The organism is Burkholderia sp. F1, from assembly GCF_050813845.1.
Taxonomy (GTDB): domain Bacteria; phylum Pseudomonadota; class Gammaproteobacteria; order Burkholderiales; family Burkholderiaceae; genus Burkholderia; species Burkholderia ubonensis.
The window spans coordinates 128,502-143,504 of record NZ_CP172422.1; the positions used below are offsets into that span (position 1 = coordinate 128,502).

Here is a 15,003-nt window from a genome sequence, read left to right on the forward strand (position 1 = left end):
AATGGCAGCACTACTCGAAGTCGACAACCTCGGCGTGCGCTTCACGCGCAAGGACGCGGCGCCGATCGACGCCGTGAGCGGCGTCTCGTTCGCCCTCGACGCAGGCAAGACGCTCGGCATCGTCGGCGAATCGGGCTCGGGCAAGAGCCAGACCGTGATGGCGCTGCTCGGCCTGCTCGCCGGCAACGGCGCGACGAGCGGCGCGGCCCGCTATCGCGGGCAGGACCTGCTGGCGATGGACGCGCGCGCGCTGAACGCGATCCGCGGCGACCGGATCGCGATGATCTTCCAGGACCCGATGACGTCGCTCAATCCGTTCCTGACGATCGAGCGGCAGATGACCGAAACGCTGCAGCTGCATCGCAAGCTGTCGCGCAGGGAAGCGACGAAGCGCGCGATCGAGGCGCTCGAATCGGTGCGCATTCCCGATGCGGCGCGGCGCATCCGCATGTATCCGCACGAGTTCTCGGGCGGGATGCGGCAGCGCGTGATGATCGCGATGGCGCTGCTGTCCGAGCCGGAAATCCTGATCGCCGACGAGCCGACCACTGCGCTCGACGTGACCGTGCAGGCGCAGATCATCGACCTGCTGCGCGAGCTGAACCGCGAGCGCGGCACCGCGATCGTGCTGATCACGCACGACATGGGCGTGGTTGCCGGCCTCGCGGACGACGTGATGGTGATGTACGCGGGCCGCACCGTCGAATACGCGCCGGCCGAGTCGATCTTCGCCGCGCCGTCGCATCCGTACACGATCGGCCTGCTCAACGCGCTGCCGCGCCTGACCGATGCCGACGACGCGCCGCTCCTCGCGATTCCGGGCAACCCGCCGATGCCGGGCACGGCGAGCGCCGGCTGCGCGTTCGCGAAGCGCTGCCAGTATGCGGAGAGCCAGTGCGGCACCGCGCGCCCGGCGCTCGAAACCTACGGCGCCGCGGACGCGGTGCGCGCGTGCCACCGGCCGGTGGCCGATCTGACGGGAGGACTGCGATGAGCGTCGATGAACGCCGCAATGCCGGCGCGACGGACGACACGCTGTTGTCCGTCGAGGATCTGAAAGTGCATTTCCGCGTGCCGCTCGGCGGCTATCCGTGGTCGCCGAAGGGGACGCTGCGCGCGGTCGACGGCGTGTCGTTCGACGTGAAGCGCGGCGAGACCGTCGGGCTCGTCGGCGAGTCCGGCTGCGGCAAGTCGACGCTCGCGCGCGCGCTGATCGGCCTCGTGCCGATGACGGCCGGCACGGTGCGCTGGCGCGGCGACGCGGTCGCGCCCGACCATCTGCGCGGCACCGCGATGCGGCGCGAAGTGCAGATGATCTTCCAGGATCCGCTCGCGTCGCTCGATCCGCGCATGACGATCGAGCAGATCGTCGCCGAGCCGCTCGTCACGCACCAGCCGGGCATCGGCCGCACCGAGGTGCGGCGCCGCGTGGTGTCGATGCTCGAGCGGGTCGGCCTCAACGTGCATCACCTGCTGCGTTATCCCCATGAATTCTCCGGCGGGCAGTGCCAGCGCGTCGGAATCGCACGTGCGCTGATCGGCGAGCCGAAGCTCGTGATCTGCGACGAACCTGTGTCGGCGCTCGACGTGTCGATCCAGGCGCAAATCGTCAACCTGCTGCGCGATCTGCAGCGCGAACTGTCGTTGTCCTATCTGTTCGTCGCGCACGATCTCGCGGTGGTGAAGGCGATCAGCCAGCGCGTGCTGGTGATGTATCTCGGCCGCGTGATGGAGTTCGGCGCGCGGCACGACGTGTACGGTGCGCCGCAGCACCCGTACACGCGGGCGCTGCTCGACGCGGCGCCCACACCGGAGCCGGCGCGGGAACGCGCGCGGCGGCCGATGCTGCTGGCGGGCGAGATGCCGTCGCCGCTCAATCCGCCGTCCGGCTGCGCGTTCCGCACGCGCTGCCCGGACGCGATCGACGCGTGCGCACGGGACATCCCGCGGCCGGAAGTACGGCACGGTTCTGCGGCGAAGGTCGCCTGCATCCGCGCGGGTGCGGGCTGAAGCACAAACAAGCAGGCAGGTCGACAGGGGCAGGTGCGGCGCGAACGACCTTCGCGCCGCGGGTACAGGCGCGTCCTTGACCGGGTGCGCCGGGGTGAGACCGGGAGCGTATCGCGACCGGCGCAGACGACATCAACACAAGAAGAGAACCACGATGACAAAACACAGGAAGATCGGAACGACATCGAAAATACTGCTCGCGTGGGGGCTGCCGGCGCTGGCCGGCGTCTCTCTGACGGGCGCGGCCTACGCGGACGACGCAGCGCCGCTGACGGTGGCGCAGGCAACTCCCGGCGCCACCGTCGCGCAGGCGTCCACGCCGAACGCGATCATCAACGCCGAGGCCACGCAGGCCGTCACGCCGCCGGACGAGCCGTCGGCACAGTCGAAGTCGAACGGCTTCATCGCCGACAGCCACCTGAACTTCCTGTTCCGCAACTACTCGGACGTGCTCGACAGCAAGGGCGGGCCGCACCGCCATGCGTGGGTTCAGGGTGCGATGGCGAACTACGAGTCGGGCTTCACGCAGGGCCTGATCGGCTTCGGCGTCGACGCGTCGGTGTACGCGGCGCTGAAGCTCGACGGCGGCATGGGCGCCGGCAACATGGTGCACATCGCGAAGGGCGGCGGCGGCTCGAACCAGCTCGCGTGGGCGTACCCGGGCATCTACGACGTGAAGGCGCGGATCTCGAACACGGTGGTCAAGTACGGTCTGCAGGCCGTCGACAACCCGTTCATGGAGCAGCACGACAACCGTGCGCTGCCGCCGACGTTCCTCGGCGCGACGATCGTCAGCAACGAATTCAAGAACGTGATGCTCGAGGCGGGCAGCTTCACGAAGACCGACGCGCGCGGCCACACGACGCTGACCAACCTGACGAGCCAGTACGGCGGCACGCGCATCAACCGGCTGACCTACGCCGGCGGCACGTGGGATTACTCGCCGGACGGCGAGGTCGCGCTGTACGCGAACCAGGCGGACGACGTGTGGCGCCAGTACTACGCGTCGATCAAGCACAGCATCGGCAGCCCGAAGACGATCAAGTGGACGGGCTTCGCGAACATCTACTCGACGCACGACACGGGCGACAAACGCCAGGGGGAGATCAACAGCAACGCGTACAGCCTGTCGCTGGCCGCGCAGCACGGTCCGCACGAACTGCTGCTCGGCTACCAGGAGGTGCTCGGCGACCAGTTCTTCGACTACCTGAACGAGACGAACGGCATCTTCCTGACGAACTCGATGGACGTCGACTACAACGCGCCGCACGAGAAGTCGCTGCAGCTGCGCTACACGTTCTACGGCAAGGACGCGGGCCTGCCGGGCTTCAAGGCGATGGTGTGGGGCGTGACGGGCTGGGGCGCGGACGGCGGCAAGATGGCGTCGCAGGATCCGACGAAGTCGAGCATCTACTGGGTCAACGGTGCGCCGGTGCAGGGCCGTCACCACGAGTTCGGCTTCATCCCGTCGTACACGTTCCAGAGCGGCAAGCTGAAGGACACGAAGGTCACCTTCATCGCGATGTGGCACGTCGGCTCGACGCACTACTCGGACGCGACCAACCGCGAGTACCGTCTCGTCGTGAACGTGCCGGTGAAGGCGTTCTGATCGCCAGCACACGGGTTCGTGCATGGTCCGCGCATGCGGCCGCAGCGGCGGCCGCGCGCGTTCGAGCCGGCGTCAGGCCGGCTTGTGAAAGCCGGCGACGGGATCGTTCGCCGCCGGCGCATCTTCCGCAAGCGACGCGAGCTGGCGGCCGGTGTCGCGCCACGCGTCGAGGCCGCCGCGCAGCGCGAGCGCGTCGGTGAAGCCGGCGTCGGCGAGGCGCTTCGCCATCAGCGCGGCGGACACCTCGTTCGGGCACGAGCAGTAGACGACGAATTTCTGCGTGAGCGGATAGCGCGCGACGATGTCGCCGATATGACGCTCGTCGGCGAACTGCGCGCCCGGAATCGCGAACGGGTCGAGCTTGCGGTGCTCGTCGGAGCGCACGTCGAGGATCACCGGCGCGGCGGCGTCTTGCAGCAGCGCGTCGAGCTCGTCGACGCCGATGCGCGCATTCGCGAGCTGGCGGATCAGCGCGCGGCGGCGCATCCAGCGCACGGCCGCGTAGGCGGCCAGCAGCGCGACGATGACCAGCAGCACCGCGCGGCCGAGCCGGCTCGCGCCGGCGAACAGCCAGTCGATCTGCCGGTAGAACACGAGCCCGGCCACGAGGCCGACGATCGTCCACAGCGCCGCGCCGAGCGCGTCGTAGCCGGCGAACGTGCGATAGCGCGTGCGCAGCGCGCCCGCCATCGGCACGGACACGAGCGACAGCCCCGGAATGAAGCGGGCGACGGCCAGCACGCGCACGCCGTAGCGGCCGAAGAAGCGCTCGGTTTTCCTCACGCAACTGTCGCGCGACAGCGACAGCCGGCAGATCGTCTTCAGCGTGACGCCACCGTAGCGTCGCCCGGCGACGTACCACACGGTATCGCCGATCAGCGCGCCCAGCACCGACAGCGCCAGCACCGTCACGAGCTGCGAACCGATCATCTCCGGGTGCAGCGCGGACATCGCGCCGAACAGCACGAGCGTCGGCATGGCCGGCACCGGCAGCCCGACCGCGGCGGCCAGCACGTTGGCGAATACGAGGAGCGGCCCATACTGGGCGACGAGGTCACGGAGCATCACGGCTGTCCGAAAAGGCAAAGGCGGGCAAATGCGCGGAAAGCGCATAGATGGGCCGATTATCGGCCATTTTCAAGACAGTGGCGGGAAACGTTGAAGCCGGTGAAACGGTGCGGAGGTGAGCCCGCGCATCGTGCGCGGCTCACCGGTTGGCCGGATCAGGAGGGGCTGCGCGCGAGCGACGCCGCGCCATGGTGGTTCTCGCCCGGCAGCTCGGCGCCGTGCGAACGGATCGCCGCGACCAGCTCGGCGGGCGTGATTTCGTACCGGACCTCGCGGTGAATGCCGGGCTTGCGCTCGTCGATCTCGATCAGCAGCACGCTCTTGCCGTCGCTGGTCGCTTCGAGTCGCAATGAACGCAGTTCGCGGCCGTCGGCCGGGTCGTGTTCGGTGAGCAGGGTCATTGCCCCGGATGAGCCGGATGTGCGCATCGAACGTATCCTCGTGTCGTGTGTGCCGTAAAGGCGAAGATGTCGTTTTTGCAAACAGCTTGACGGAGTTTAACGCGAACCGGCGGCGAATACGGAGCATTTTCGTGCAGTGCGAAATCAGGGCGGCACCAGCCATCCGTCTGATGATCTGCGCGGGCCGGGCGGGTGCGGCGCTGCGGCGGCGCTCTGCCGCGCGGTGTCGGAAGCGGTCGGCGAAGCCCATCGCCGGATCGCTGACCGAGTGGCGGCCGGTTGCGACGGCCGGCCAGCCTTCAGTGCGCCGCGGCGGCCCAGCGGGGCCAGGTCGCCGGCGAAGCCGCGGTGATAACCGTTCGGGCCGAGCCCCGCCGGTCGTACTTGCTGTCGTCGGCGGCCGTCCAGTCGCCGCGCAGCGCGTTGCCCGGCTCGACGCCATAGTCGCGCGGCCGGTGTCGGCCAGCTTCAGCGCGACCCGTGCCGGTGCCGGAATTCGCGCGAGCGCGTGCATGCAGTTCGCACCGCAGCGCGTCCACCTGGGCGGGCTGCCGACATGACGGCGGCGTGAAGATGAAATGACAATGCGTGCCGTGCGTGAGGTTGCGTGAGCAACGAATCACGAGCGACAGGAAATGCGCGATCCGTCGCGCGATATAGCGTGATTTCGGCGGTTCGCGACCGTATCCGGCGCGGCGAATTCGGATAAGCTCGACGCTTTCCCCTGGCATGCCGACGACGTCCGACGCCGCCGCGACGCTCGCGTGCCCCGTTTGCCCGATAGCCTCATGACCGACATCACGATCCGACACAGCGAGACGAAGGACATCGACGCGATCCGCCAGATCGCCGCGCACCCCGCGGTCTATGCGAATACGCTGCAAGCGCCGTTTCCGTCCCTGGAGAAATGGCAGGAGCGCATCGAAGGGATACGTCAGAAGGGCTTCAGCCTCGTCGCCGAAATCGACGGCGAGGTGGTCGGTCATCTCGGGCTTCAGCCCGAAGCGAATCCGCGCCGCCGCCACGTCGCGGGGTTCGGGCTGATGGTCAAGGCGTCGCATCACGGGCGCGGCATCGGCGGGCGGATGCTCGCCGCGATGATCGATCTCGCGGAGAACTGGCTGAACGTCACGCGGATCGAACTGACGGTGTTCGCCGACAACCGGAGCGCGATCGCGCTGTACGAGCGGCACGGTTTCCGGATCGAGGGCGAATCGCCGGACTTCGCGTTGCGCGACGGCGTGTATGCCGCCGTGTGTCACATGGCGCGGCTCAAGCGTGACGCCGGCTCGGCGGCCGGCGGCGGTCGCGAATGACCCGGTGCGGCCGGCGCGCCGGCCATCGTCCGCGCGGCACGCTGCGCGTCGCCTGAACCGGTTCCGGGCACAACGTCGCGCGGACACGCGCGGTGCCCGGCGGCGCACCGGTATCAACCGAATCGACGCCGGACCCGACAAGCGGCCTCATCGATCCGAATGACGTCGATCTGACGTCGTCCCCGCCTTTTCCCTCCCTCCTCCGCTCAGAAGCTCCGTCCCGTGCAGGGACGGGCGGCGTTCGCGCGCAGCGGCATCCGAATTCGAAATGAGATTTTTTAAAGCACCAAATGAGACAAAACGATGGGGTCGAAATTGCTTATTTCTCTATGTTTTCGTTTAATGAAAGATTTTCATTTAAATAATGGATTTTAATTGGCAATTTGACGATGTCTGACAAATATTCGTGCCGGTTTTTACATTTTTTGAAGATTAAGGTGTGAGGTAATAAATAGAATCCATTTCCGGTTGGTGCGGAGTCGAATTAAAGCGTCTCCGATTTATCGATGAAAATAATGGATTCCAAAGATGAATAAATGCTACAAAACGATCTGGAACGAATCATCGGGCGCCTGGGTGGCGGTGCAGGAAGGGGCTGCAGCGCACGGCAAGGCAGGCGGCCGCAAGCGCGTACGGGGCCTTCGCGTGATTGCGGGTATTGCATTTTCGATCTCCGGATTGACGCTCTCTGCGTATTCGGAAGCACAAACGGCGGTTTCAGGAACTTCCGCTAATAGTGGCGGATCCGGTTCCGCGGCCAGCGTCGATTCAACCTGTTCGCAGAATTTCGTCGATCGCCAGAATCCTGGAAACCCGTCCAGTACAACCGGTTCGCAATATATTCTGAAAAACGGCTGCAGTACGGCCATCGGGAATAACGCGAATGCGCAAAATGCATCGGTGGCAATCGGCGATCGCGCCAGCGCGTCGGATTCCGGCATTTCCATCGGCGTCGGCGCGAGCACGACGAAGAATTCGGCGATCGCGATCGGCACGGTCGCGCTGGCAACCGGCAACACCAGCTTCGCGCTCGGCCGCCAGTCGGCGGCGACCGCCGATTACGCGACGGCGATCGGCAACGTTGCCTACGCGAGCGGTGAAAGCGGGATCGCGATGGGGCATTCGGCGTTCGCCCAGGGCTATCGGTCGATCGCGATCGGCTCGTCCGATTCGCGGGCGGCGGGCAACGACGGCGTGTCGAACGGCGCGAGCTACAACCCGGCGACGCAGACCCGCGCGAGCGGCATCGCTGCCGTCGCGCTCGGCGCGGGAGCGGTGGCAGCGCCTGACGGCAGCATCGCGCTGGGCGCGAACAGCGTGGGCGCCGCCAACGCGACCGGCCCGGCCCGGTTCAGCGGCGATGCGATCGCGCCCGGCGGCGCGCTGTCGATCGGCAGCACGGGGGCGGAGCGGCAGGTCCGCAATGTCGCGGGCGGCACGGCGGGCACGGACGCGGTCAACGTCAACCAGCTGACCGCGGTCGCGGACAGCGCGGTGCAATACGACGACGCAACCAAGGGCAACGTGACGCTCGGCGGCGCACCGAGCACGGACGGCGGCGTGACGGGCGGCACGAAGCTGACGAACGTGACGCGCGGCGCCGTGTCGGCGGCGAGCACCGACGCGGTGAACGGCAGCCAGCTTTATCAAACGAACCAGCAGCTGTCGAACGTGAGCACGCAGGTCGCGGGCAACACGACGAACATCGCGGCGCTCCAGCAGGACGCGCTGCAGTGGAATGCGACGCTCGGCGCGTATGACGCGAGCCACGGCAGCGGCGCGCCGCAGCAGATCGCCAACGTCGCGCAAGGCGTGAAGGGCACCGATGCGGTCAACGTCGATCAGCTGAATGCCGCGGTGAAAACCGGTGTCGGCCAGCTCGATTCGCTCGCCGTGAAGTATGACGATGCGAGCAAGCAGCAGGTTTCGCTCGGCGCAGGCAACGGCGGCGCGCCGGTGCGCGTGACGAACGTCGCGGAAGGCGACGTCTCCGTCGGCAGCACCGACGCGGTGAACGGCTCGCAACTGCGCCGTGCGACCGACAGCGCGGCGGCGGCGCTCGGCGGCGGCGCAACGGCGAACGCGAACGGCTCGATCAATGCGCCGAAGTATGACGTCGGCGGCGCGACCTTCAACAACGTCGGCGACGCGCTCGGCAATCTCGACGCTCGCGTGGCGGGCAACGCGACGACGATCCAGAATCACGAAACCCGCCTCGGCAACGCGGAAACGAACCTCGCCAACAACACGACGGCGATTTCGGGCTTGCAGAAAGATGCGTTGCAATTCGATCCGGGCGTTGGCGCGTACAACGCGGCGCGCGGCGGCGTGGCGACGCAGATCACCAACGTGGCGGACGGCAGCATCGCGGCAGGCAGCAAGGACGCTGTGAATGGCGGCCAGTTGTACGGCGTGAAATCCGACCTCGAGCAGCAGATCACGAACGTGTCGAACCAGGCCGGCGAGGCCGTGAAGAACGTCGTGAAATACGACGTGGGCGCGAACGGCAACCGCCTGAATTCCGTTTCGCTCGTCGGCGGCGACGCCGCGTCGCCTGTCGTGCTGAAGAACGTCGCGGCCGGCGTGGACGATGCCGATGCGGTGAACGTGAAGCAACTGAAGAGCGTGCAGTCGAGCGTCAACCAGCTGGGCGCGATGGCCGTCACGTACGACGACGGCTCGAAGAGCGTCATCACGCTCGGCGGCGGCGCCGGCGGCACGAAGATCACGAACGTGCAGGCCGGTGCGCTCAGCGCAACCAGCACGGATGCCGTGAACGGTTCGCAACTCCACGCGACGAATCAGCAAGTCGCGAAGAACACGACCGACATCACGAACCTGCAGGAGAACGTGACCAACGTCACGAACGGCAAGGCGGGCCTCGTGCAGCAGCAGGACCCGAACGGCCAGGTCACGGTCGGCGCGGGCACCGGCGGCACGTCGGTGAACTTCGCGAACAGCGCCAACGCGGATCGCGTGCTGACGGGCGTGGCGGCGGGCGTCAACAACAACGACGCGGTGAACGTCGGCCAGCTCAACAGCGTGCTCAGGGACGTCAGGACCAGCCAGGAGATCAAGGCCGCAGTCACCGATGCGAATACGAGCTGGATCGCGCATGCGGATGCGGGCGCGTTCGGGTCGACGGCAACCGCGAGCGGCAAGAACGCCGTCGCGGTCGGCCAGGGCTCGGTCGCGGATCGCGACAATTCGTTCTCGGTCGGCGCGAAGGGCAACGAGCGCCAGGTCACCAACGTCGCGGCCGGTACGGCGCCGACCGATGCGGTGAACGTGCAGCAGCTGAACGACAACGTCGCCGCCGCGTCGGCGGCATCGCGCGGCTACACGGATCAACGCGTCGGCCAGGTCTACAACGACCTGAACACCGTCAAGAAGGACATGTTCGGCGGCGTTGCGTCGGCGATGGCGGTTGCCGGTCTTCCGCAACCGACTGCGCCGGGGCGTTCGATGGTGTCGGCCGCCACGGCGAATTACCGCGGCCAGCAAGGTTTCGCGGCGGGTTACGCGTACCTGACGCAAAACGACAAGTGGGTCGTCAAGGCGTCCATGACGGGCAACAGCCGCTCGGACTTCGGTGCGGTCATCGGCGCGGGCTACCAGTTCTGACGGAGGCCGCCTCGTGACGACGCATTTCCGTCGAGTGCGTGGCCCGCCGATGTTGCGTGCCCGTTCGGGCGAGCAATGTTTCTGCGCGCTGCAGCAAAGGGCCTAACGCCGGATTGGCTGCACAATCCCGCCGCGGGTCGTCTCTCGTGCATCCCGGCAGCCGCTGCGCTCCGTCGCTCGGCGCATCCGTCGGGATCGAACGGGACGCGATCGCGGCGCTCGCGATCAGCGTGTATGGGCGCCCGACGGGAGCGGGTGCCTGGTGTGTCGCCGGGTGTGTCGATTGCCCGGCTCTGCCGGCGACGGCAGCGGATCGTTCGGGCCGCTGCCGTTCGCTTCACCGGCCGCACGCATCGCGTGCATTCCCCGGACGATCGTGCCGCGATGACTGAGAGCGGCGCATGCAGGCCGGCCTTTGGGCAACGGCTTGCGGCGCCGGATTCGCGGCGCTGGACCGTGGATCTCTGCGTCGGCGACCGTGCCGCGTCGCCACCCACGATTCACGACAAGAAAGATCGCAATAGAAAACAGAAATGCGAGGGGATCATGGCTTCCGGGGAAGTCTTTCTATCGACCGAACGCGTCGAGCCGGCGTTGCGCGACGAATACTGGCGCCAGGTCACGCGGCCCATCGTCGACACGACGCCGATCGCCGGGCACGGGGACGCACGGCTGGCCGGGACGCTGGCGTCGCGGATGCTCGGCGAGCTGCTGATGTGGCGGACGTCGTTCAATGCGCAGCAATACCGGCGCGACCGCCGGACCATCCAGCAGAGCGGCTTCGACCAGTACGTCGTGCAGCTCGTGCGCTCGGGCTCGCTCGTCGGCGATTTCAACGGCGTCGAAGTGCGCGCGTGCCCGGGCGACATCTACATCATCGATCTCGGCCAGCCGCTGTGCAGCCGCGTGGACGCGGGCGAGAGCGTCGCCGTGTTCGTGCCGCGCGAAGGACTCGAGAAGGCGTCGGGCGGGCGCGACCTGCACGGCGTGGTGCTGCATGCGAACCGGGCGATCACGCGCCTGTTGGCCGATTATCTGGTGGGCATGTACGAGCTGGGCGAGCAGGCGTCGCCGGCGCAGGCGATCGCGGTGCAGGACGCGATGGTGGCGCTGCTCGCGGCCGCGCTCGCCGAGGCGGCGGCGCCCGCCGGCAGACGGCCGGTCACGCATGGCGCCGCGCTGCGCCGGCGGATCGTCCAGCACATCTCGCAACACGTCACCGATCGCGACCTGAGTCCCGACACGCTGATGACGCACTTCCGCATTTCGCGCGCGCACCTGTACCGGGTGTTCGAGGCGGACGGCGGCGTCGCGCGCTTCATTCGCGACCGGCGTCTCGATCTCGCGTATCGGGCGCTCGTCGATCCGCGCTCGAACGGGCAGACGATCAAGGAAGTCGCGTTCCGCTACGGCTTTTCGAGCAGCGACATGCTGGTGCGGGCGATGCGCCAGCGCTTCGGCGCAACCGCGCGCGAGATCCGCACCGAGCACGGGGAGCACTTCGAGGCCGCCCATGACCTGTCGAGCCTGCACGTGCACTTCGCGCGCCATGCGGTGCCCGTGATTCCGTTGCAGGGAAGCCGGGACTAGGCACGTTCCCGTAACAAGAAAAACCCTGCTTGGGGCTGGCCGCCGGAAGGGCCCGTTATTAGCGTGAACAGACCCTGGGCGGCAAGCGCGGGTGCGTTCGCGATGCGGCGGGAAACGCGAGAGGTGCGGGAAAGAGGCAAAAAAGAAGCCACGCGAAGGTGGCTCAAGAATGGCACGAATATTCCCGGACGCGGGGAGCGCCCGGGTGCGGAATTGTCACACTCTTTCAGCATCGGTTGAATCACGGCGCGCTTCGATTTGTCTCGTGTTTACCCTGATGACGTCTCATATCGACGCGATGCCGATTCAGGCCGCTGCCCGCGCGGCGGCGCCCGCGGCCGCGCGGTAGTTCGCGAAATGATCCTGCAGCGTGAGCAGTCCGTCGCGCTGCGCCACTGATTCCATCCGCTCGCGTTTCGCGTCGCTGGGCGTGACGCCGAAGTGCGCGCGGAACGCCCGCAGGAACTGCGCGTTGCTGGCGAATCCGCAGTCGGCGGCGATCTCCGCGATCGACCGCTCGCGGCCGCGCGGATGCCGCAGCGCCATGTAGGCCGCATCGAGGCGCTGGTTGCGGATCACGCGGCTCACGCCGCCGTCTTCGGCAAAGGTCCGGTACAGATGGGCGCGCGAGATCCGGAACCGGCGGATCAGCAGGGCGGGATCCAGCTCCGGCCGCGTCAGGTTCGCGTCGATGAATTCGACGATGCGTTCGCGCAGCGCGTCGGCGAGCGCCGACGCCGCTTCGCGTCCCGTGGCGTCTTCTCCGGCGAGGCCCGCGGCCAGCAGCGAGGTCATCGCGTCCTGCGCGGCGAACGATTCGCTCGCCGACAGGCGCGCCGATACCGCCTTCAGCCCTTGCAGGTAATCGACGAGCAGCTTCGTCATCGGCCGTTCGGCCTTCAGCACCGCGCCATGCAGGTCGCGCCGCCCCAGCGCATGCTCCAGCTCCTTGCGCGGCACGGCCGTCGTCAGCGTCGCGCCGGCCTCGACGCGGCTGTCGAAGGTTCGCGCGAGATCCATCACGCAGATGTCGCCGGGCTCGGCCGCGACGTTGCGCCGGCCGAACACGCCTTTCAGCGATCCCGCGGTGATCACCTGGAGCACGTAGTGATCGAGTCCGCCCTGCACGATCACGCGCCGGTCGCGCCGGTATTGCTGCGCGTTGAAGCTCGTCTCGCCGATCAGCAGCCCGCCGACCAGCCGGCTCCGGATCGTGCCTTCCAGCGCGGCGTTCGCGGTGTCGTCGAGCGGCGTGGTTTCGAACACGGGCAGCGTGACTTCGCGCCAGAAATCGTTGCGCAAACCCGGTTCGACCGCATCGGTGCAAATGATGATCTCTGGCTGCGTCATGACAGTCACGGCCCCGGATTCGATGATTGATTGGTACGCACGCGAATTTTCGACGGCGCAACTATACACGGTTCAATGCAGGCGAATATTTCAAGTTTCAATTCGCGCGAATGCCAGAGTGAAATGCGGTAATCCAGCCGGAATCGCGTTGAATCGCGCGGAAACGTGCGGGAACGCTCTGCAGCTGGATCGCGCCGGGCAGGAATGCGGCGGTGCGGGAAAGGCGATCCGCATTTTCCACTTCATATCCATTCGAGAATTCATTCGTTTTCTTCTGGATGCGCGATCCGTATCGTTCTACGATTTGTCGGCTTGGCGGATGCCGGATGCCTGCCAAATATTGGGAACGCCGGTGTAAATGTGCAGGCGTTCGAGCATGCCGCGCGCGCGCGGCCGTCACGATCAACGGAGACCGCATCGATGCAAACCTCTCTTCGGAAACTGGCCGCCGCGTGGCTGCTCGCGATGGCAAGCGCGGCATACGCGGCCGACACGCCGCGCGAGCCGGTGCACGTGCCGCCCGGCATCGCGTGGCAGCAGGGCGACGTCGACGCCGCGTTCGCGCTGGCGAAGCGGACCGGCAAGCCGCTGCTGCTCTACTGGGGCGCGGTATGGTGCCCGTCGTGCAATCAGGTGAAGTCGACGGTCTTCAGCCAGCAGGCGTTCCGGGCGCGCTCGTCGTTCTTCGTGCCGGTCTATCTCGACGGCGACACCGAGAGCGCGCAGAAGGTCGGCGAACGCTTCAAGGTGCACGGCTATCCGACGATGATCCTGTTCCGCCCGGACGGCACCGAGGTCACGCGGCTGCCGGGCGAGGCCGATCTCGATCGCTACATGCGGGCGCTGTCGCTCGGCATGAACGCCGCGCACCCGGTGCGGCAGACGCTCGCGAACGCGCTGAAGGGCGGCGCCCCGGTGACGCGCGACGAATGGCGCATGCTGGCCGACTATTCGTGGGAGACCGACGGCGCGCTGCCGGTGCCGGGCGAGCGCGTCGCGGAAACGCTGCAGACGCTTGCGCAACGCGCGCGCGCCGCCGGCGCGACGGGCGATGCGCAGCGGCTCGAGCTGAAGTCCGTGGTGACCGCGGCGTCGGGCGATCCGGCGCAGGCCGGCGCGCTCGACAGGGCGGCGGGCGCCGACGTGCTGCGCGCGGTGCTGCGCGATGCCGCGCTGTCGCGCGCCAATGCCGACGTACTGGTTGCAGCGCCTGCGGGCGTCGTCGCGTATCTCGGCGGCGACGACGCCCGGCGCGCGCAGTTGCGCGCCGCATACGACGCGGCGCTCGAGCGGCTGTCGGTCGAGCGCACGCTGTCGTCGATCGATCGCCTGATGGCGCTGCACGGGCGCGTGCTGCTCGCGCGCGGCGACGCGCGCAAGGGCGCGCCGCTCGATGCGCCGGCGCTCGTCGCGACGGTGCGCCGGCAAACGGCCGCGGCGATCCGGGGCGCGGCGAACGTCTACGAGCGTCAGGCGCTGATCAGCGAGGCCGCCGACACGCTCACCGACGCCGGGCTGCTCGACGAATCCGATACGCTGCTGAAGGCCGAATTGCCGCGCTCGGCGACGCCCTATTACTTCATGTCCGGGCTTGCCGCCAATGCGAAGGCGCGCGGCGACAAGGCCGCGGCGCTCGACTGGTACCGCAACGCCTACGACAGCGCGACGGGGACCGCGACGCGGCTGCGCTGGGGCGCCACCTATTTCGCGAACGCGGTCGAGCTTGCGCCGGACGACACGGCGCGGATCGAAGGCATCGCAAGCAGCGTGCTCGCGCAGGCCGGGCAGACCCGGGACGCGTTCTATGGCGCGAACCTGCGTGCGCTGACGAAGGTGGTCGCGCAGCTGACGCGCTGGCGTAACGGCGGCGCGCACGATACGTCGGTCCGGTCGGTGGTGAAGCAGTTCGACGGCGTATGCGGGAAGCTGCCGGCGGGCGACCCGCAGGCGGCCACGTGCGAACGGTTGATTCAGCCGGTGAAGGCGTAGGGTTCGTCGGCGTTTGCGTTTGCGTTTGCGTTTGCGTTTGCATCTG

General features: G+C 67.7%; 11 protein-coding genes and 1 pseudogene. 7 read left to right on the forward strand and 5 right to left on the reverse strand.

What is annotated here, in order from left to right; translation table 11 throughout:
* Window position 1: 1 nt before the first annotated feature.
* The 3 genes from ACFIMZ_RS19590 to ACFIMZ_RS19600 all read left to right on the forward strand — a co-directional run bounded on the left by ACFIMZ_RS19590 (window position 2) and on the right by ACFIMZ_RS19600 (window position 3,619).
* Window positions 2–994, forward strand: coding sequence for an ABC transporter ATP-binding protein (locus ACFIMZ_RS19590; protein WP_431824008.1), 993 nt, complete (start codon window positions 2–4; stop codon window positions 992–994).
* Window positions 991–2,010, forward strand: a complete 1,020-nt coding sequence (locus tag ACFIMZ_RS19595) for an ABC transporter ATP-binding protein (RefSeq protein WP_431824009.1) — start codon at window positions 991–993, stop codon at window positions 2,008–2,010. The genes ACFIMZ_RS19590 and ACFIMZ_RS19595 overlap by 4 nt, the downstream gene beginning before the upstream one ends.
* 154 nt (window positions 2,011–2,164) lie before the next feature.
* A complete protein-coding gene (locus ACFIMZ_RS19600; RefSeq protein WP_431824010.1) occupies window positions 2,165–3,619 on the forward strand; it encodes an OprD family porin in 1,455 nt (484 codons plus the stop codon).
* Window positions 3,620–3,691: 72 nt separating this feature from the next.
* On the opposite strand, the gene ACFIMZ_RS19605 is transcribed toward ACFIMZ_RS19600, so the two are convergent.
* The 3 genes and pseudogenes from ACFIMZ_RS19605 to ACFIMZ_RS19615 all read right to left on the reverse strand — a co-directional run.
* Window positions 3,692–4,684, reverse strand: coding sequence for a DedA family protein/thiosulfate sulfurtransferase GlpE (locus ACFIMZ_RS19605; protein ID WP_431824011.1), 993 nt, complete (start codon window positions 4,682–4,684; stop codon window positions 3,692–3,694).
* Window positions 4,685–4,842: 158 nt separating this feature from the next.
* Window positions 4,843–5,115, reverse strand: a complete 273-nt coding sequence (locus ACFIMZ_RS19610; RefSeq protein WP_010095979.1) for a hypothetical protein — start codon at window positions 5,113–5,115, stop codon at window positions 4,843–4,845.
* Window positions 5,116–5,406: 291 nt separating this feature from the next.
* Window positions 5,407–5,654 (reverse strand): annotated as a pseudogene (locus tag ACFIMZ_RS19615) (phospholipase domain-containing protein); the annotation flags it as partial.
* A 222-nt stretch (window positions 5,655–5,876) separates the two neighbouring features.
* On the opposite strand from ACFIMZ_RS19615, the gene ACFIMZ_RS19620 reads away from it, so the two are divergent.
* The 3 genes from ACFIMZ_RS19620 to ACFIMZ_RS19630 all read left to right on the forward strand — a co-directional run bounded on the left by ACFIMZ_RS19620 (window position 5,877) and on the right by ACFIMZ_RS19630 (window position 11,618).
* Window positions 5,877–6,404 (forward strand): GNAT family N-acetyltransferase, encoded by a 528-nt coding sequence (locus ACFIMZ_RS19620; protein WP_431824012.1) that lies wholly within the window; start codon window positions 5,877–5,879, stop codon window positions 6,402–6,404.
* Between the two features lie 528 nt (window positions 6,405–6,932).
* The gene (locus tag ACFIMZ_RS19625; protein ID WP_431824013.1) at window positions 6,933–10,028 is read left to right on the forward strand and encodes a YadA-like family protein; all 3,096 of its coding nucleotides are present in this window, start codon (window positions 6,933–6,935) and stop codon (window positions 10,026–10,028) included.
* A gap of 546 nt (window positions 10,029–10,574) precedes the next feature.
* Window positions 10,575–11,618, forward strand: a complete 1,044-nt coding sequence (locus ACFIMZ_RS19630) for a helix-turn-helix domain-containing protein (protein WP_431824014.1) — start codon at window positions 10,575–10,577, stop codon at window positions 11,616–11,618.
* A gap of 306 nt (window positions 11,619–11,924) precedes the next feature.
* Here the strand turns inward: ACFIMZ_RS19630 and ACFIMZ_RS19635 are convergent, their stop codons facing one another.
* Both ACFIMZ_RS19635 and ACFIMZ_RS19640 read right to left on the reverse strand, forming a co-directional pair.
* Window positions 11,925–12,968, reverse strand: coding sequence for a helix-turn-helix domain-containing protein (locus ACFIMZ_RS19635; RefSeq protein ID WP_431824015.1), 1,044 nt, complete (start codon window positions 12,966–12,968; stop codon window positions 11,925–11,927).
* A 97-nt stretch (window positions 12,969–13,065) separates the two neighbouring features.
* Entirely contained in the window at window positions 13,066–13,386 is a 321-nt protein-coding gene (locus tag ACFIMZ_RS19640; RefSeq protein WP_431824016.1) for a hypothetical protein, read from the reverse strand.
* A gap of 2 nt (window positions 13,387–13,388) precedes the next feature.
* On the opposite strand from ACFIMZ_RS19640, the gene ACFIMZ_RS19645 reads away from it, so the two are divergent.
* On the forward strand, window positions 13,389–14,957 hold the full coding sequence (locus tag ACFIMZ_RS19645) for a thioredoxin family protein (protein ID WP_431824017.1): 1,569 nt from the start codon (window positions 13,389–13,391) through the stop codon (window positions 14,955–14,957).
* The last annotated feature ends 46 nt before the right edge of the window (window positions 14,958–15,003 follow it).